15 protein-coding genes are annotated in these 19227 nt (G+C 31.2%); 5 read left to right on the forward strand and 10 right to left on the reverse strand.

The genetic code is table 11. The annotated features are described in order from the left end of the window. Window positions 1–207 precede the first annotated feature (207 nt). From EHE19_RS10345 to EHE19_RS10365, 4 genes are all read right to left on the reverse strand, one after another. Entirely contained in the window at window positions 208–1803 is a 1596-nt protein-coding gene (locus tag EHE19_RS10345) for an L-lactate permease (RefSeq protein ID WP_137696009.1), read from the reverse strand. Between the two features lie 204 nt (window positions 1804–2007). Then, on the reverse strand, window positions 2008–2997 hold the full coding sequence (locus EHE19_RS10350; RefSeq protein ID WP_137696008.1) for a hypothetical protein: 990 nt from the start codon (window positions 2995–2997) through the stop codon (window positions 2008–2010). Window positions 2998–3391: 394 nt separating this feature from the next. Continuing rightward, window positions 3392–5023, reverse strand: coding sequence for an MBL fold metallo-hydrolase RNA specificity domain-containing protein (locus tag EHE19_RS10355; protein WP_137696007.1), 1632 nt, complete (start codon window positions 5021–5023; stop codon window positions 3392–3394). A 1110-nt stretch (window positions 5024–6133) separates the two neighbouring features. Continuing rightward, on the reverse strand, window positions 6134–7408 hold the full coding sequence (locus tag EHE19_RS10365; protein WP_137696006.1) for an aspartate aminotransferase type Ic: 1275 nt from the start codon (window positions 7406–7408) through the stop codon (window positions 6134–6136). 223 nt (window positions 7409–7631) lie between these two features. On the opposite strand from EHE19_RS10365, the gene EHE19_RS10370 reads away from it, so the two are divergent. From EHE19_RS10370 to EHE19_RS10390, 5 genes are all read left to right on the forward strand, one after another. Further along, a complete protein-coding gene (locus EHE19_RS10370) occupies window positions 7632–8114 on the forward strand; it encodes a signal peptidase I (RefSeq protein WP_137696005.1) in 483 nt (160 codons plus the stop codon). A 24-nt stretch (window positions 8115–8138) separates the two neighbouring features. After that, complete coding sequence (locus tag EHE19_RS10375) at window positions 8139–9104, forward strand: hypothetical protein (RefSeq protein WP_137696004.1); 966 nt, start codon at window positions 8139–8141, stop codon at window positions 9102–9104. Continuing rightward, the gene (locus tag EHE19_RS10380; protein WP_137696003.1) at window positions 9091–10503 is read left to right on the forward strand and encodes a S24 family peptidase; all 1413 of its coding nucleotides are present in this window, start codon (window positions 9091–9093) and stop codon (window positions 10501–10503) included. Before EHE19_RS10375 ends, EHE19_RS10380 begins: the two co-directional genes overlap by 14 nt. Before the next feature lie 1055 nt (window positions 10504–11558). Beyond that, window positions 11559–12104: a hypothetical protein gene (locus EHE19_RS10385; RefSeq protein WP_137696002.1), complete on the forward strand. Its 546-nt coding sequence runs from the start codon at window positions 11559–11561 to the stop codon at window positions 12102–12104. Between the two features lie 622 nt (window positions 12105–12726). After that, a complete protein-coding gene (locus EHE19_RS10390) occupies window positions 12727–13017 on the forward strand; it encodes a hypothetical protein (RefSeq protein ID WP_137696001.1) in 291 nt (96 codons plus the stop codon). Here the strand turns inward: EHE19_RS10390 and EHE19_RS10395 are convergent. From EHE19_RS10395 to EHE19_RS10420, 6 genes are all read right to left on the reverse strand, one after another. Continuing rightward, a complete protein-coding gene (locus EHE19_RS10395) occupies window positions 13006–13947 on the reverse strand; it encodes a dipeptidase (RefSeq protein ID WP_137696000.1) in 942 nt (313 codons plus the stop codon). The two genes, EHE19_RS10390 and EHE19_RS10395, sit on opposite strands and share 12 nt — an antisense overlap. A 195-nt stretch (window positions 13948–14142) precedes the next feature. Further along, window positions 14143–14520 carry a YraN family protein gene (locus EHE19_RS10400; protein WP_137695999.1) on the reverse strand — a complete coding sequence of 126 codons (378 nt, stop codon included), beginning with the start codon at window positions 14518–14520 and terminating at the stop codon, window positions 14143–14145. After that, window positions 14510–14812 (reverse strand): EscU/YscU/HrcU family type III secretion system export apparatus switch protein, encoded by a 303-nt coding sequence (locus EHE19_RS10405; protein ID WP_137695998.1) that lies wholly within the window; start codon window positions 14810–14812, stop codon window positions 14510–14512. The genes EHE19_RS10400 and EHE19_RS10405 overlap by 11 nt, the downstream gene beginning before the upstream one ends. Before the next feature lie 45 nt (window positions 14813–14857). Further along, window positions 14858–16807, reverse strand: a complete 1950-nt coding sequence (fliK, locus tag EHE19_RS10410) for a flagellar hook-length control protein FliK (protein ID WP_137695997.1) — start codon at window positions 16805–16807, stop codon at window positions 14858–14860. 80 nt (window positions 16808–16887) lie between these two features. Beyond that, on the reverse strand, window positions 16888–17661 hold the full coding sequence (locus EHE19_RS10415; RefSeq protein ID WP_137695996.1) for a ribonuclease HII: 774 nt from the start codon (window positions 17659–17661) through the stop codon (window positions 16888–16890). A 546-nt stretch (window positions 17662–18207) separates the two neighbouring features. Then, entirely contained in the window at window positions 18208–19203 is a 996-nt protein-coding gene (locus EHE19_RS10420; protein ID WP_137695995.1) for a hypothetical protein, read from the reverse strand. Window positions 19204–19227: the final 24 nt, after the last annotated feature.

Consider the following 19227-nt stretch of genomic DNA (forward strand, 5'->3'; position numbering starts at 1 on the left):
ATGAAATCTATAAAAAAATAATAAATGACACAAGCTTGAAAACCAGTGTCAATATATATAACCAAAAATACAATTTGTTGCTTACTTTTTAAAAAAATGGAGGTGCGGAAGATTTTTTATATATTATATTGTAGTTATTTTATAAGATAATTCTACCGCACCAATAGAATTTCAAATTACGAAGTTTGAGTCATTTATATATGTAAATTAAACACTTACGCCAATCTTTAATAACATCAATGCAAATACTGAGGTTATAGTAATTAAAATAAGTGCAAATATAAATGCCATCTTGATTACTTTATTTTCTTCACCTAACTTATCAATTGAAGCAGCAGCATTCTGTAACTTCGCTGGAGATATAACACTTGCTAATCCACCTCCGAAAGCCAAAGCCGCTGTAACAATAATTAATCCGTTCGTTCCTAAATTCAACTTACTTGCAGTTTCCATTGTATAGTTGGCAAACATAGCAATCGTAGATGCTTCACTGCCAGAAATAAATCCTCCAAACATTCCAATAAATCCTGTAATAAATCCATATGCGTTATCAAATGCGCTAGCTGATGATTCTGCTAATACCTTAATCATACTGTTTGTTTCAAATTTCATAGTTTCCATGCTCCAACCAGAGTAATTCATTATTTCTCCAATTGCAAAGAATATTGCAGCAGAGAAAACAGGTCTTGGAGCTCTCTTCCACCAAACCTTAACAGATTCTTTAACCTCTGTTAGCTTTGGTTTCATAACAAACATTGATAAAAATACAGCTACAGCTATCCAGGTATATGCATTCCACAAAGCTCTAGTTGCAATTGGTTTTCCATCTACTGAAATGCCGCTAATAGGAAGCGTAAGATTATAAAGGAAATCATAAATTGGTTTAGGTAGGTTCAATGCTAAAATCAAGCCTACTAATATAATCCAAGGACTTAATGCCTTCCAAAGTGGATACTGCTTCTCATAAGCTATTTCTTCTTCTGTCAGCTTGCTTCTGTCAAATAGTTTTTTACCCGTTACTTTAAGGTACAATGCCATTACAAGTATTACTGCTATACCACAAAGTACACCTGTTAATGTTACCAAATTGTCAACCTTATTTGTAAAATATGCAACAACTGCAATAGTACCTCCAGTTACAATACATGGTAAAAAGCCTTCTTTAATACCTTTCCATTTACCAACTATATATAACATGCAAAAACCAATCAAGGTTGATACTAAAGGTAAGAAGTAGTAAAAAACACTTCCCGCCTGGGATGGTGTAATTTCGTTACCCGGACCTAAATATCTATTTGCAAAATCCAAAAAGGCAACTAATGGAGCACCTAATAATGAGTATGTACAAAGTGAATCATATCCTATAGCAGGTAACCCTATTGCAACCTTTGTTGAATATCCCATAGCTAAAAGGATGGGCGGTAATAATGAAACAGGAGTAGCTCCTACCGATACCATTAATGTACCAAAACCTATGTTTATCATCATAATTTGAACTGCTTTGTTATCACTGGATATTGTTTTAATAAAAATAATAATTCTCTTTAATGCCCCTGACTTCTCCATATATGCCATCATAAATAAAGAAGTTAAAACAATTAATGAAACAGGAAATGATCTGAGAATACCTGATGCAGTTGATTTAAGAACTACTTCCAAAGAAGTCTTGAAAAATAGAATTGCCACAGCAGATACACATAACCAACCAGCAATACCGCTGACATCTGCTGATTTCTTAAAAATTACAAGCATACATACTATTACCGCAATAGGTAATAGCGTCAATAACAACTGACCTTCCATATTAACCGTCCTCCAAAAAATTTTTTTACAACCCATTTTACGTCTTAAACAATTAGCCTTAAATTTCTAAATAGCTTGCTTACGAACTTCAGTCACTATTTTAATACAAATTAATATAAAAATAAAGTGTATTTTTTAAATTACACTTTATTCTGACATAAATATAAAAATTACATCTATAGACAAAAAGCTTTAGAATAAACGCTATCTATTTGCTTCACATTTATATAGTTCAGATATGATTTTGTAATACTGATATGTTTCCTGTGCATACCTTTCTTTTGTTTTAACTGGGCCTATTGTTTTTGGAATTCTTGATTGATTGTACTCTTCTAATACTTTATGTATTTGCTCAACATCTAAATTGTGTAGATCAATTTGCTTGTTTCCAGTTAGTGTTATAGCCCTTGCCCTTAGTTGAACTGCACAAAAATAAACTGCTTGGTTTGGATTCTGCAACATTTCAATAATTTCATCATCAGTTTTATTTGCTACTATCGAGTCTTTTCCATGAACAGTATATTCATTATAGCGAACATTTTCAACACCAATCTGACAGATGCCCATTGATTTCCCGCCAATAAATTTAACTCCGTCAAGAATATCCTCTTGCCCTAAAAACATCATTTCTCTAAATAATACTGATGCAAGTAATGCTTTTGGCATTTTTTGAGCCTTGGCAGTTTTTTCAATTACATTATCCAATTTTTTTAGTGCATTCATTGTATATTCATAATTAAAAATATAATAAAAATCAAAATACTTATGTCTATAGGAATCCTCTTCAACTTGCTTTTTAAGTTGGTTTGAAATATTCTGATACTTTTTATATTGTTCTACATATTCACTCATTGACTTAATGGAGCCTGTTTTCTTACTCTTCTGGGGTAAATAATCTTGATATCCCCCATTAAATGAAGAAGCATCTTTTTCAGATATTTTAATGGCATCCTGCTGAGATTTTATTATATTATCGGCAATATATCCTGCTGTATTTTCATAAGAATAATTATCACTTAATATTCCAATTTCACCAAACATATATTTCATTTCTTTTTCTTTTAAAAGTTCAACTTTATTACTTACTAATCCTGTTATATTAAAAATACTATTTGAACAGTACAATAACGCACAGCAAAGCAAAATTGAAATTAAAGAAAAAAAGTTCTTTTTCTTTAACTTATATATTTTCATATTAATTATTTCCCCCATGATATTGCAAATTAAAAACAAATACAAATAATATGCTTGAACACTTGTATTTTTTATCCCCTAAATGTTATACAAACAAATCAAATTATTGTCAATTGTTCAATACTTTTAAAATATCCGAAAATTTAGATTCTGACACTACCTATACAGAAATTATATACCTAAAGTGCTTATTACTTTCGACTGGTCAACATTGCTCAATCCCTTGAATTTTCTATGTTTTAAGCAATAAAAATAAACAAAAAGCCATGAGAAAGTTCATTGCTTTTTGTTTATTTTTAACGAATCATTTACATTCTAATATTATATGTACACAACTTATTAATGGAAAGTTGAGTTGATATAAAAAATTTCTTTCTGATTATTTTACTTCAAGCTATTTTAGTGCTTCAACAAATGCTTTTTCAATTAATTTAAGTTTTGCAGCTACTTCATCAATTTCAACATCTGATTTTTCTTGTTTTAAGTCATTTTTAAGAATAAGAGTAAGTTCGTTGAACTCTTCTTTTAAATTCTCAAGCATATTAACAACCGTAAGTCTTTTGAATCTATGCAGCATTTCTGCACTAGGAACATTCTCATAAACATTATCACGACTTACAACAAAGCTATCGCCCCTAGAAGGGATTATACACTTAATGCCATACTTTTCAGTAATAGTTTGTGCAAATACTGGCATCGTTTCCTTTTCACCATGTACAATAAAGATTCTTTTAGGCTTATGTGCAAAGCTTCCGATCCAATCAAGCAGACCTTTTTTATCAGCATGTCCAGAGAACCCATCTATTACTTCAATCCTGGCATTTACGGATATTTCTTCTCCAAATATTTTAACCTTTGGAGTACCGTCTATAATTCTTCTTCCAAGTGAACCTTCTGCTTGATAACCAACAAATAAAATAGTACTGTTCTTTCTCCAAAGATTGTGCTTTAAATGATGCTTTATTCTACCTGCATCACACATTCCACTTGCTGAAATAATAATTATACTGTCATTTCTTTCGTTAAGCTTCCTAGATTCCTCAGGAGACTGTGTAAATTTAAGTGTGGGAAAATCCAAAGGATTATCTCCATTAGCTATGTACTCTTTTGCTTCTTCATCAAAACAATCAAGATTATTTCTAAATATCTCTGTTGCAGAAGTAGCTAGAGGACTATCAACAAAAACCGGCAAATCTAATATTTTATTAACCTTGTCACTGTAAACATCCATGTACTTATTTAATTCATATATGATTTCCTGAGTCCTGCCTACTGCAAAAGAAGGTATTACCACATTCCCTCCAGCTGCAACTGTTTCTGTTATTATATTTATAAACTCTTCTATTCTTTCAGGCCCTTTACTATGAGTGTGAAGTCTATCACCATAAGTGGACTCAACCACCAAATAGTCTGCATCGCTAATCAAAGTAGGATCTTTAAGAATAGGCATATCTTTATTTCCTAAATCACCACTAAATACAATCTTAGTATCATTTCCATTTTCATTTATCCAGATTTCTATAATTGCTGAACCAAGTATATGCCCTGCATCATTAAATCTTACTCGAATATCATCATTGATTCTTAAAACTTCACCGTATTGTACACCTCTAAATAGTGCTAGACATTCTGTAGCTTCTTTTACTGTATAAATGGGCTTAACAGAAGATTTTCCAGCTCTTTGTCTCTTTCTGTTTGTCCATTCATTTTCTATCTCTTGAATGTGTCCACTGTCAGGAAGCATTATCCCACAAAGCTCAACAGTTGCTTTTGTGGCATATATAGTGCCCTTGAAACCGTCCTTATAAAGTTTTGGAATTCTGCCACTATGATCAATATGCGCATGTGATAATAGCATAAAATCTAATTCTTCTGGATTAAATGAGAATGGTTCATTGTTTAGTATAGCTTCATTTTTACTTCCCTGAAACATACCGCAATCAATCAAAAATTTTGTTTCCTTTGTTTCAACTAAATAGCATGAGCCTGTTACCGTTTCTGCTGCTCCTAAAAAAGTAATATTCATAACAGCACCTCATTTCGAAAATTTTTTTATAATGCCTAGATTCAAAATAAAATTTTTCGGTATAAAATTATATAAAATTATATAAAAATTTTATTTCATAAGAGGCGTTTTAAAGAAGCTGGATATTCTAACTGCCAAACCACTTATAGCAGCAAGAAGCAATTTTTGCCTCTTTATAAAATTTAATGTCTAAATATAATCTTACTAAACACATAATTCTACTTTTAGGTTATAAATTCCTCTAATTCTGTTAACTTATATTTAAAGCACATATGAATTCAAGCTTATCAGTTATTTGATGACCAAATATTGAGTAGATTAACTCGTTATGCTATTTACTATAACTGAACTTTCGATAAAATACTTATTGTTAACTGATACGCGAGTCAACTAAGATAATTGGGCTACTTGGATAAATATATTTGATTGAATTTTAAGTGAAGAACAGTTGATTCTACTAGGGTCAGTTGTGAAACAAGAAATAATGTGTATCAATAATATAATGCTTAAATATTACTCCCGCGCAATATATATCTATTGCTTGCTCACGAAATTGATGCTGAAATAATTGCGATGAAGAACAAGCACTTCTGCCGACCGTATAATACTCGATCTCCTTGTCTCGGGTCAATACTCACTGCTAAATCCTGTAGCAGTATCGGCTACAAAACTTGTTCTCACCTATTATTTCTATCATCAACTTCTAACCGAACTTCGCAATTAGATATATATTACACTCGCGTACTATTTCTTGTAATAAGACATCAGTATATAGAAAATGTTGTTTTGCAACAGCCACCGATAACAATGAAGCAGATGCTGAATGTGGTAAGGCATTATCAACCTCTGCAAATTCAACAAATATCTTGTGAGTAGCCCATTTAGATAAGTTTTTACTGAAGTACCAGTACGATAATTTCACCTTAGAATGGCTTAGCATTTTCAACACAAAAATCGCAACGCCGCTTATACTACACTAATTAAAGCGTAATATGGCGGCGTTGCGAATAAATTTTTATAAAACTAATTTGAGAAAACATTGAGAATTAATCTCTTATTCAAATTATATAGCATTATTAATTATTCATTCAAGTTATTTTAAGAATTTCTTTATTTTAAGAATTTTTTTGCACTAACCAATTGAATACAAATTGCAAAAATCTCAATTGCCTTTTTTAATTCTTCTACTGGAGGCATCGTAGGCGCAATTCTTATATTCTTATCACGAGGATCTTTTCCATATGGATAAGTTGCTCCTGCTTTAGTAAGGGCAACACCAGCCTCTTGAGCTAATTTCGCAACTTCCTGAGCACAATTATCCAATGTATTGAGACTAATAAAATATCCACCATTTGGCTTATTCCAAGAAGCTATTTCTTTTCCGCCTAATTCTTTTTCCAGTATATCTAAAACCATATCAAACTTTGGCTTTAGTATAGCAGCATGTTTTTTCATGTGAAGAGTTATACCATCAACATCTTTAAAGTACTTAACATGCCTCAGTTGATTTATTTTGTCATGTCCAATTGTTTGAATTGTTAAACTCTTCTTTATGCTATTGATATTGTCAACACTTGATGCCATTACAGCAACTCCTGCACCTGGGAAGCTTATCTTTGAAGTGGAAGCAAAAATGTACACCATATTTTCATTTCCAGCTTCCTTACATGCAGTCAAAATATTTTTGAGCATGTCAGGCTTATCTGAGAGATGGTGAACGCAATATGCATTATCCCAGAATATTCTGAAATCGTTAGCTTTTGGATTTAATGCTGCGAACCTATTAACAACCTCATCTGAATATGTAATTCCATCAGGATTGCTATATTTAGGAACGCACCAAACACCTTTTATTGTCTCGTCCTCTGAAACAAGCTTTTCAATAGCATCCATATCAGGGCCATCCTGCTTCATATCAATAACAATCATTTCAATTCCAAACAATTCACAAATAGCAAAATGTCTGTCATATCCTGGACTAGGACACAAAAATTTTACCTTTTCCAACTTTGACCATGGCGTTCCCCCCATAACACCAAGAGACATTGCTCTTGCAATAGTATCATACATAAGATTTAAGCTTGAATTACCACCAATAATTATCTCATTTGTATTAACTTCTAACATTTCCGCAAAAAGTGCTTTTGCTTCTGGTAACCCATCAAGAACACCATAGTTAAAACAATCAGTACCGTCACAAGCTTTACGAAGCTCCTTTGCTGGAATATCAAGCATATCCATACAAATATCAAGCTGTTCTGAGCAAGGCTTACCTCTTGTCATATCTAACTTTAACTTTTGTTCTTTAAATGCATTATATCTTTTTTCTAAAGCTTCAATTTCATTTTTTAGGTCATCTGCTGACAAAGTTTCATAATATATCATAAATATATCCCCCAAATATCATTTTCAATAATGCTATTTTAATACATAATATTAAACTATGCAAGTTTAATATTCTATTTATTCAAAAAATATTTTTCGAAAGGAATTAACTTTTGTTTTGAATGAGTTTTATGCAAGAATCCATTAAATAAACTGCAGTTATTTTGAGTATACTAATACAATATATTAATTTTTCGAGAGTATTATGGTTACGGAGATAAAAATGAAAAAGAATAAATATACAACTGAAAAAGACATTGAACTATTAAGAATCGAAATTGAAGAAGCAAAGCGTACAAATATTAAATCAAAAAGAAACAAGTTAGTTAAATTTGCAATATATACTCTCATTTACTTATTACTTTTTAGTACGCTAATATCTGTATTTATATCAAAACACTCCGGTGAAACTCCTCAGATTTTTGGGTATCAGCTGTATATTATTAGGTCTGCAAGTATGTCACCAACTCTTGAAACCGGCTCAATAATATTATCAAAAAAGCCTGCTGACGCAACCACACTTAAGGTTGGCGATATTGTTACCTTTTCTCAAGCAGAAGCAATAATTACCCATAGAATAATAGAAGTTGTTAATGAGGGCAGTATTAAATATAGAACAAAAGGAGATAATCCTAGCAATACCCCAGACGTTAACCTTTTGTCACCAGAAAATATAAAGGCAGTATTTGTTATGAAATTATACTAACTATTTTATTTAGAGGTTAATTAAATGCAGCTTCCTATAATACTATTGAAAAATCTTTATTCAAACGAATATTATGCAAGTAAACAGGAGCCTAATCTGCCAATTGAACAGGTTTTAAAAGATATTAATTTTTCTGCAAATACAGGTGAACTATGGACTGTACTTGGAAGTTCTGTATATGAAATAAAGCTATTACTTGAAATTATGGCCAATGCAAAAGCATATGAGAAAGGTAAATTAATGATTGCAGGCTTTGACACCACTAAGAAAAAAAGCATCATCCTCCCCCATGTATTTTATATTGGAAGTACCAGCATGGCTTATGGGAATATGAACGTATTAGAATATTTGATGTTTATTACAAGCAATTCAAATAGGAATTCTGTTGACAGGCAGGAATATCTGCTTAATTACCTTTTAGATTCAGACATGGGTTATATATGCCTAACTCCAATCTCTATGCTTACTAATCAGGAAAAATCCATAGTTATACTAACTGCTGCAATGTTAAGCGATAGTAAACTAATTATTTTTAATCTGCCGAAGCTTCACTATTCACCAAAAGAAATAAAAATAATAAGCAAATTGACCTCACGTATTCCATATTTAGGGAAGTCCTTAATTGTTAGTACACAGTGCTATAAGCTTGCTCAATTTATCAGCAGCCATATATGTTATATAGATAAAGGCAGAATACTTTTTAATGATACTCTTAATAAATTTCTTGAATATGACAAAGTAACCTTTTTGATTGAACCAGAGAATTTAAACTATACAGTACAATCACTTAAGTATGCTCTGCCACAATTTGAGTACCTAATAGAAAATAATATTTTGAAAATTATTACAAATACAGATAGTAAGAAAGCAGGCACACTTCTATTTGATGCATTAGCGTCCTTTAAAATAGATCCTGCCATTGTAATGAAAAATAAAAAGAACATTAAAAATTCAATTCAAGGATTGATGAGACATTATGATATACAATAAAAGCATATTAATTAAAGAATTGACAGAATCTTATTTTGACCATTCAATTAGTAATAAAAGGCGTCTTGGATATGCCCTGTTTCTTGCATTGGTTTCTTTTGCATTTCATTATATTCTTAGAACTCTTGAAAAAAGTGTACTATCTGACGCTGTACCAAAGTATATGAGCCCAAGTTGTTTTAGTACTCTATTTATTTATGTAGATTTATTTTATCTCTTTATTGTATCATATTTAGCTACCAATTATAACTTTCTCACTTTTGATGAAATACGAAACAACAAATGGTATATTCCTATAAAGTTTGGCTTTAGTCCTATTAAAATGATTCTAACAAAGCTGTATGCTAGACTGATAACGATAACTTTTATTTATGGGTTTGGTTTTTTATTAATGCTATTTCTAACTACCTTGTTAAAATATCCATTAGTATTTGAGTATATTATTCCTATTTTTGCTTTAGGTTTAATAGATTTTATTTTTATAATGATTGTTTCTATGACCGCTTCACTATATTTTAAAAAAGGTATAATATCAAATTATGCACTTCTTTTCTCTGTCATTTCAATTATTGTTCTAAAACGTTATCTTGGTTATTACAGTCTTATAAACGATATAAGCAATTTTCAAAATATCTATATCTTATCTAAATTTTCTAAATATTTTTCTATTTTGATTTTTGCTTCCATAATATGTATTCTTATTATAATTACAAAAGGAATAACAAATGCAGAATATTATAACTTTTCACTCTATGAAATGGATTATGATATACCTGATGATGTAATAATTACAATGCAACCTGATTCTGAGTTCAAAAGAACTATAACTCATATAATTGACCCAAATAAAAGACTCAGAATTTTGACTAGAATATTAAACTCATTATTATTTATTTTAATATTGTCATTTATAATTGTTAACGTAATAGTACTTGTAATCTCTATATCTACAGCCAGAAAAGAAGTAGCAATATTTAGGGTTATTCCTTATGTATTTCAATCAGAATCAATGTATCCTGCTATTATGTATAACGATTTAGTGTTTTTCGAAAAAACTAATGATATCAAGGTTTCAATAGGAGATATAGTAATCTATGAATCCAATGGAGAGGCAAGCATTGCAAGAGTACAATTATCTCAAGCCGGAAAAGTAACTGTTTCTATTGATAATCATCCTTCTGAAAGTGAAGGAAGAGTTTATAGTGAAACTATAAACATAAACCAAATATACGGAAAGTACATTGGTAAAAGCAGATGGCTTGGCTTATTAATACTTTTTGCTAATAGCACAATAGGTCGCCTGACATTGCTGCTCATACCAATAATTTTACTATTTTATTATAAGCCTATTGTTGCAATGCTTAGATATATAATTAATAATGGCATGAATGAGGAATAATTTCTAGATTATCATGTATGTTTCAATAATTAGTTATCACAACGCGTTAAGTTATCATGTTATACTAGCTTATTTAAAACTTAGTTTTCACGTAAAATACGTATTGCTTTTATTGGTACACGAGTATAACTTAGATAAATGGGTTACTTGATTAAGGATATTTGCTTGAATTTGTAGGAGAATTGTTGATTCTGACCAGAAACTGTTGCAAAACAAAAAATAGTATATTGATATTAAACTGCTTAAATAGTACTCCCGTGCAATATATATCTATTACTCGCTCACGAAATTGACGATGAAATAATTGCGGTGAAGAACAAGTACTTCCGCCGGCCGTATTAACAAGGCATCCTGTCTCGAGTTAATACTCACAACAACTTCCTGTAGCTGTGTCGGCTACAATACTTTTTCTTCACCTATTATTTCTAGCATCAATTTCTAACCGAGCTTCGCAACTATATATATATATATTACACTCGCGTACTATATTAACTATAAAGAACCTATTCAAATTCAATAAATATCTTAGGAGTAACCCATTTAGATAAGTTTGTACAGAAGTGCCCTTAAACCAGTATATTTACCTACAAGGGTCGTACAATTAATAAGTTCGAGCAAAGCTAACCTATTTTCAATTGAAATGCATACTATTTAAATAGTATTTTTATGTAGAAAAGTTCAAACATTACAATTATCTTCCTGTTGACCTAAGCCAGTCTCAAGTATATAATCATACATGGTGTTTGTTTATGTTAACCATTACGAAATTTTCAAATGATTGCACATACTGTAATATGCTAATTTGAGTATAAATTGTATATTACATTTTAAATAAATTTTTATACAGCGTTATGAAAAAGACTCAATTTTGTTCAAACCAATTAGACCACTGCTTTTAGATAAGCAGTGACTAGTAATCTAAATTTTTACTTAATACAAAATAGCATTACTATTTTCATGGAATTTCCATGAATTAAGATGTCCATGTATTTCTGCAAGGATTATTTATTATCAATTTTATTATTGTACGCCCAAAGTGGGTATAGGAGGATTATATGAAAAAACATATTATTATTGGAGCTCTAATATTAACTATTGCTACTTCAATGACAGCAGGAACTTTTGCAACTTATACAAAAACACTTTCACCAATTACAGGAAGTGTAGCTGCTAAGTCTTTTTATATTGGAAATAATGAAACTTATTTCCCTGACATTGAATTAGCACCGTCTGAAAAAACTGAATGGAATTTTGAAGTTGTTAACTTTAATGCCGATGGCACAGTTAATGCAGTTGATACTGATATGACAATTTCATTAAATGTAGCTGCAGAAGCAGACAAACAGCCAATTGATGGACTGAACGTGAGCATATACGATGAAAATAACAATCAAGTTGGTACTACAGTTATTAAAAACGGTCAAATGTCCTTTGATGTAGAAAAAGCATTCACAGCTAATTCAAAAGCAGCACAGAAGTACAAACTTATAGCTGAATGGAAAAATTCTAATAGCAATAATATTGATACTTTAAATGCTGAAAACAAAAACGCAACAGCAATTAGCGTTACTATTACAGGTACTCAGTGCTTGCACAAATAAGATTAATTATTATGTATTATTGTTTATTTGATACACACCAATACAGCTTAGATAAATGGGTTACTTGGTTAAGATATTTGATTGAATTTGTGAGTAACCCATTTAGATAAGTTTGTACGGGAATACCAGTAAGGTAGTACTTAGAACTTACCTGCAATGTTCATAAAATAATTAGCAAAATACGGTAATATATCTCATTTTGCTAATTTAGTTTAAGCTAAGTTTACAGGTAGAATACTTCTGGCTTTTGCTGATGCGTCAGTAAAACTTAGACAGATAAGATAATTCATCTTTCCTAGTTGAAAAATCGTAGGTGTTAAACCATTATCAATGGAAAGTTGGATTAGAAATAATTGCATGAATTAGATGGTGAGTTGCAAGTATTTTTGCCGAAAAACCGACACGATGTCGGTTTTAGCACGCTATGAACCATGGATGGTGAATGTGTGCGACGGCTAAAATACTTAAGATAAACCATTACTAATTCATGCAATTATTTCGTCAACAAGCCATTGATAAGCTTTAACACCGATAGATTTTTGAGGTGGTAAAGTTGAATAAGATAATTAATTAAAGATATTTGTTAATACATAATAGTTAATTATTTACGGAGGTTCAATACATGAAAAAAATACTATTTCCATTGGTCATTATCATTTGTATTATGACCTCTATGCTATCAGACTCAATGGCTGTATACACAAAAACACTGCCCCCAATATCAGGAACAATAACTGCTAAATCATTTAATATTAGTGATTACCCTCTTTGGAGTTATGAAAAAGAGTTGCAACACCAATATAGAATATACGATATTGTACAATATAACGGAAAAATCTATAAGCGTAAGGATTCGGGCTTCTTTAATTATAAAACACCGGATGAAAACAAATGCTGGGTATTAATTGGTTAATACCCTCTTTATAACTCTCAAGAAGTTCTGTCCAGCAATCTTATTAACTAAAGCCTCACTATAATTTAGCTTTAATAATTCATTTAGCAGGTTATTAATACACTGTACCCCTTCTAAACCTTCAGGTGTAGCATCTATTCCATCATAATCTGCACCTAATCCTATTGTATCTTCCCCTGTTAGCGCTACAATATATTCTATATGCTCAATTACATGTTTCATTGAAGCCTTTGTGTCACTGCAAATAAAATCAGGGCACAAGTTTATTCCTGTAACACCACCATTTTTCTTTAACGCCAAAAGCTGCTCATCTGTAAGATTTCTTCTATGATTGCAAATTTTCTTAGCATTAGAATGGGATGCAATTATGGGAGCTGTACTGCAGTTTATAACATCCCAAAAACCAGCTTCAGATAAGTGTGATACATCTACCATCATACCAAGTCTGTTCATTTCGGCTACAACATCTTTGCCAAAGGGTGTAAGTCCGCCACCTGTGATTGCATCAGCTACTCCATCAGCTATCTGGTTTCGATAATTCCAAGTCAATGTTATTGCTCTTACTCCCAATTCATATAACATACGCAATGCTGATAGGCTTCCTTCTAAAGCATCTCCGCCTTCAATAGTAAGAATTGCAGCAATTTTATTAGCTTTAGTTGCTGCTAATATATCGTCGTAATTACGACATAACGAGATATCATCTTTATTGATTTCTATTTCTCTGTATAATCTGTCAATTATATCAATTGCACGACACAATGCTCCCATTTTAGCATGATTAGGTGAAATAAATGCTGCAAAGAACTGAACAAAACTATCATATTCTTTAAGTCTCTTCAAATCTATATGTCCTTTATTTTCACAAAGCTGTTCACCAGTATCCATAATGGTTGTAATTGTATCACAATGTGCATCTACTATTATCATTTAATAAACCTCCACTCCAAATTTTGCACAAAAATTATATAATATTTTTTTAAATATAACTACCCACATCAGCACAAAAACTAAAGTGACTCCCAAGTACAATGTAAAAGTTAAACAATAATTTTAAGTTGTTTAAATAAATCATTGATAAGCTTAATTATCGTATATTATTATGCGGAAAAGTTTGTAATATTATCAAAATGCATTTTTTATAAGGTTAATTGTATTCATTTCATTTGCATCGTTATTATTTTTCATTAGGATTTCTACAATATCAAACCGAATGGGTTTATCTATATTACCAGTGTTAGTTAAATATATCGATGCAAGAAGCTTAATCTTCTCTTGCTTTTTGAATGTGACAGATTCTCTTGGAACTCCAAAACTATAAGATTTTCTGGTTTTAACCTCTATAAAACAAATATATTCACCATCTTGTGCAATTATATCTATTTCACCAATTCGTCCAACCCTATAATTTAATTTTAGAATTGTATAGCCATTTTCTTCAAGAAATTCAACTGCTTTTTGTTCACCCTCAGTACCAATGGCACGGGTATTTTTATTTGCCATATCTATCTCCATAGCTTTTATCGACACTGCCAATAAATATTAATATTTCAGCAACAACCTCATATATCTCAGGTGGAATTTCACTTCCAATACCCAATGCAGATAATGTTTTAGCTAAATTACTGTCTTTATATATTGGAATATCTTTCTCTTGAGCTTTTTCAATAATTTTCTCAGCTACAATGCCTTTTCCCGTAGCAATTATTCTTGGTGCAGCATCTGTCTCAGGAGAATATTGCAAGGCTGTAGCCTGTTTAATTTCCTTTTTAATATTCTTTTTCTCCTGTGGCATATCTTACGCTCCTTCTTTTCAGTTAAATCAATACTTCTAATACATCTAAATCAGTACATCAATATTATTTGGATTTTTTATGAATTCCTTTTTGGCTTCTTCTTCAAAATTTACAATACTCAATGGTTCCTCTAACAATCTATAAGTAAAATCAACAAGTCTAAATCCCTTTTCTAATAAACTAGTGTATAGCATTTTATGGTGTTCCTTTAAAACATCAAAAACCTCACTATTCTCTACTCTGAAATTTGTGCTTATATTTTTTTTGTCAACACTTAGCAAAGTATCAATCCTCCCAATATTATTGCTGTCTAAGGATATTAGCACTGTCATATTGGAGGCATCAAGTTTTTTGGATTTAGAACCTCTTTTTAACATGTAAAGTTCACCTGTAGTGTTCTGATTAAATATACTCAATGGAATTTGCACATATGAACTGTAATTATTAAGTTGATTAATGAAATTTATATTGCTTTCTAAATTCCCTACTATATTCGTAGCTGTTTGCTGCATAGACGCAGGCAACTGCAAAATACTAGTTTTTATTGCTTGAATTGCATCATCCATACTTTTATAAAGCTTAACAGGATTTATTTCATCACTGCTCTGATCAATTTTAATAAATAGATTCTGAAGCTTATTTACAGTTTCTTCAAAGCTTTTTATGCTCTTTGCCTCCATACTTAATTGGTCAAAAGCAGTGTCACCGCCTTGAATTCTGAAAATAGCAGAATTTATTTCCTTGGCAATTTGCTTTGAGGCTGACAATTCTTCTGCAGACAATTGTCCACTGTTTATAAGAGACTCAAGCCTTGAGTTAAGTTGGTTCAAAGCTGTCAAATCTCCTTTGCCAAGGGATTCTCCGCCTTTTAGTAAATTACTGATTTGCTGCTCAATATGACTTATACTGCCTTTATTATTAATATTCAAAGAATTATCAGATTGCTGTATAGCTGCTTTCCCTTCTGCAGCCCCATTTACGTTGTTGTCTATGCCTTTTGTACTATTTAATGCTTCTTTTAAATTTGCTGTATTGTTATTTATAGCAGTATTGCCTTGTAGATTATTAGATATATTGCTTTCTGCTTTGCTATTATTAGCAGCATTATTCACAGCAGTTTTTGCATTATCAGAAGCATTTTGGATTCTATCAGCTGCAGTATTTACATTATTGGTAACTTCCGCACCAGATGCAGAACTACTTCCATTAGCCGTTACAGCTGCATTATTAGCTGTCATAGAAGAAGAATTAGAACTCATTGTTTTAACTGCATTTGCAACTTCATTAAGTGATGCTGCTGTACTATTACTTGATATATTATTATTTATCTGATTCTTAGCTGCCATTTCTGCAGTTAATTTTCCAAGAATATCATTAACTATATTTTGGTTTACAGTATTTGCAGAATTTTTTCCGTCACTATTTATAAGCTTAAGTAAATCACCAATATCATTACTGATCTTAAGTCTTCCAGCTAAAAGATTTTGCAGCTTTTCAATGCTTTGATTATCAGACATATTTGCTGCTGTTAAGAAAGCAGCGGAATTAGCCTTTAATTGTGTATTATTACTCAGCAAACTCATGGCTTTTGACATATTTTCAGCATTAACAGGCAAATTTTGCTTCTGCAAAGCTTGAGCAAGTTCAATATTTTTATCTGTAACAGGTAAATTCAATCCCTTTAAGGTATTTTTTATATTCTCAAGTGCAGAATCGACTTGTGGCTGTATATTACGATTGGTAACCTCTAGTGCAGGCTTTCCATCAACAATACCCCGAAATACAAAATTAACATACTCACCTTCTGAAGCATCAACAGGAGTCATGGCACTGGCTAGTACCGTTGAGCCATCTGAAAGCTTCAAACTAAGTTCGCTGCCTGAATTTTCAAGAACTTGTGCTCTTACATTATCACCTGGTTTTAGTTTACTTAATATATCTCCACCAGTATTTTGTATAATTCCTACTGCAGGAACCAATCCATCAACTCTCACTTTGACACCTCCAAATTATTTTTCATCATTCTTTGAATGGACTTAAAATTTCAGTATAAAATATTTCATTTTGATATAATTTATTGACAAAGCCAGGCTTTATTTATAAAGCTTACTCTATGTATCGGACAAAGTCCCAATTTCTTTATAGCAGAAATGTGCTGTGGTGTACCATATCCCTTATGCACAGCAAAGCCATACTCTGGATATTTCGAATCATACTCCTTTATTATTCTATCCCTTGTAACCTTTGCCAGTATTGATGCGGCAGCAATATTCATGCTTAGGCTATCGCCCTTTATAATAGGAACTTGTTTTGCAGCTACGTTCTCAAGCTGAACTGCATCTAAAAGAATACAGTCTGGTGCAGGCTTTAGCTGACTTATAGCTTCAGTCATTGCTTTTTTTGTAGCATTTAATATATTAATTTCATCAATACTTTTTTCGTCAACAGCAGCAATACCATAAGAATCAGCCTTCTCTAAAATCACATCATATAAGGCTTCTCTTTTAGCTTCACTGAGTTTTTTGGAATCATTAATGCCTTCAATAAGTAAGCCTTCTGGAAGAATTACAGCAGCAGCAACCACAGGACCAGCTAATGGACCTCTGCCTGCTTCATCCACACCAGCTATAAAGCTAAAACCTTCTTGCCTTGCTCTGTTTTCAAAAGTAAGCATGTTTTGCAGACGTTCTATTTCTTTATTATGCTTTTCCTGAATCTTGTAATATTTCTCTAAAAGCTTTCCTACTGTTGATCCACATGACTGAAGCTGTAAGAGATAATCTATAGTTTCTTGAATTGATTTATTCTGAATTTCTTCTTTTATCTGTTTTAATGTTAATTTAGCCATTACATACCTCAAGTTTAATTTTATAAAATAATGCTATACAAGCTGGTAAAGTAACTTTTATCCAAACCACTTCCTTTTACATGTGGAATTCCAACCTATATGAATTGACATATTATAATTTACGGTTCAAGCCATTTTAAATGCAGTTTGATTTGAATTTGTTACTTAATCTATCGGCCCATAGCACCTAATTTTTAGCCGAAAGTAATTGACTTTATTACTAAATATACTTTACTACATTATAACGATATTGACTAGTATAATATATAATCTATTGTTGAATTTCAACAGTCCATTTCAGCTTTAAAACGCTGGAATGCAAAAGGTATTAGCTGAAATGCAAAAGCAAGTAGATATTTAAAAAATCACAAAAGAAATAATAATATTTAGGATTTAAGATAATAAAAATATATATGTTTTTGCGCTTACAAGTTGCAGTTCAAATTTTTGCTTATATTATAAAGAAGGTATGAAAGCCACTCTTTTGGCCTCCATACCTTTAATTTTAATATTATAGAAAGTTATTTACAGAAAAACTTCACAGACTCAATATTTGAATAAATCCGACCAATATTTAGTAATATTTGCAAAAGTGTGTTCTGATTTATTTCTTACAAATGTAATCACATCATCATTTTTACTATTACTTGTAGTAAAATCTATAAAACTATTTTTTATTTGTTGAATAACTATATCTATATTATTTTTATTCATACTTGAAAATAAACTTGATATCAACTTATTTTGAGCCTCAATTTCTGCAGAGGAATGTGTAATGCCTCCAAATATATTTCTGATTGCTAATTCTTTAGCTGCCTGCTCATTCCGTAAGGCTTCAGGGAACATGGATCTGCCTTTTTCCAAACGTACTTTTGCTTCACTTGGCAGTTTATTATATCCTTTATTAAAATTTTCTTCTATAGAAGAATATCCTTGAATCACTTTGCAGTTATGCTCATAATATTTACTTATCAACTCGCGAAAGTCATCCTTTTTATCACTTGCCACAAATTTATCGCAAAAATACTGTAATGCACTTGTTGAAGACTCCAATTCCAAATACGCTTCACTGGAACTCAATTGCTCATGGCTTTCTCCATATAAATCAATGCCTGTTTGGCATAAGCTATCTAAGCCATTTGTTATTTTAATTAGAAGGCTCTCAATTTCTTTTACTTCTGTATTTGATAAGGAATCATAGAACCCATTATTATATAAAAATTCACTAAATATTAACCATTGATCATTAGCTTTTAAAGAAAAGATATCATTAGGGTCTGCTTCTAGAACTGTGGCATTTTTAGTAAACAGTTCTTCTACATCTCTAAGCATCTTTTTTTTACCATCTTCACTAGTTAATAAGTTTAGTCCTTCCTCAGATATCGTAACAGCAACACCCTTATAATTTTCTTCTTTATACATCTCTTTAACTATTTGGTTGCATCTTTCAGTAGCACATTTATTTTCTACTAAATTTTCTGAATTCTTAGCAATCCGAGTATGATATGCACCTTGAAAAAATAGATTCACAGAATAGCTCATACCATTTGCCTCCTAATTCTCAGT

The sequence above is a fragment of the Ruminiclostridium herbifermentans genome, from assembly GCF_005473905.2.
In the GTDB taxonomy this organism is placed as follows: Bacteria; Bacillota; Clostridia; order Acetivibrionales; family DSM-1351; genus Ruminiclostridium; species Ruminiclostridium herbifermentans.

Coding starts and splice junctions, on each gene's coding strand:
- EHE19_RS10345 (WP_137696009.1), bottom strand. CDS start 1,803: ATGGAAGGTCAGTTGTTATTGACGCTATTACCTATTGCGGTAATAGTA.
- EHE19_RS10350 (WP_137696008.1), bottom strand. CDS start 2,997: ATGAAAATATATAAGTTAAAGAAAAAGAACTTTTTTTCTTTAATTTCA.
- EHE19_RS10355 (WP_137696007.1), bottom strand. CDS start 5,023: ATGAATATTACTTTTTTAGGAGCAGCAGAAACGGTAACAGGCTCATGC.
- EHE19_RS10365 (WP_137696006.1), bottom strand. CDS start 7,408: ATGATATATTATGAAACTTTGTCAGCAGATGACCTAAAAAATGAAATT.
- EHE19_RS10370 (WP_137696005.1), top strand. CDS start 7,632: ATGAAAAAGAATAAATATACAACTGAAAAAGACATTGAACTATTAAGA.
- EHE19_RS10375 (WP_137696004.1), top strand. CDS start 8,139: ATGCAGCTTCCTATAATACTATTGAAAAATCTTTATTCAAACGAATAT.
- EHE19_RS10380 (WP_137696003.1), top strand. CDS start 9,091: ATGATATACAATAAAAGCATATTAATTAAAGAATTGACAGAATCTTAT.
- EHE19_RS10385 (WP_137696002.1), top strand. CDS start 11,559: ATGAAAAAACATATTATTATTGGAGCTCTAATATTAACTATTGCTACT.
- EHE19_RS10390 (WP_137696001.1), top strand. CDS start 12,727: ATGAAAAAAATACTATTTCCATTGGTCATTATCATTTGTATTATGACC.
- EHE19_RS10395 (WP_137696000.1), bottom strand. CDS start 13,947: ATGATAATAGTAGATGCACATTGTGATACAATTACAACCATTATGGAT.
- EHE19_RS10400 (WP_137695999.1), bottom strand. CDS start 14,520: ATGGCAAATAAAAATACCCGTGCCATTGGTACTGAGGGTGAACAAAAA.
- EHE19_RS10405 (WP_137695998.1), bottom strand. CDS start 14,812: ATGCCACAGGAGAAAAAGAATATTAAAAAGGAAATTAAACAGGCTACA.
- EHE19_RS10415 (WP_137695996.1), bottom strand. CDS start 17,661: ATGGCTAAATTAACATTAAAACAGATAAAAGAAGAAATTCAGAATAAA.
- EHE19_RS10420 (WP_137695995.1), bottom strand. CDS start 19,203: ATGAGCTATTCTGTGAATCTATTTTTTCAAGGTGCATATCATACTCGG.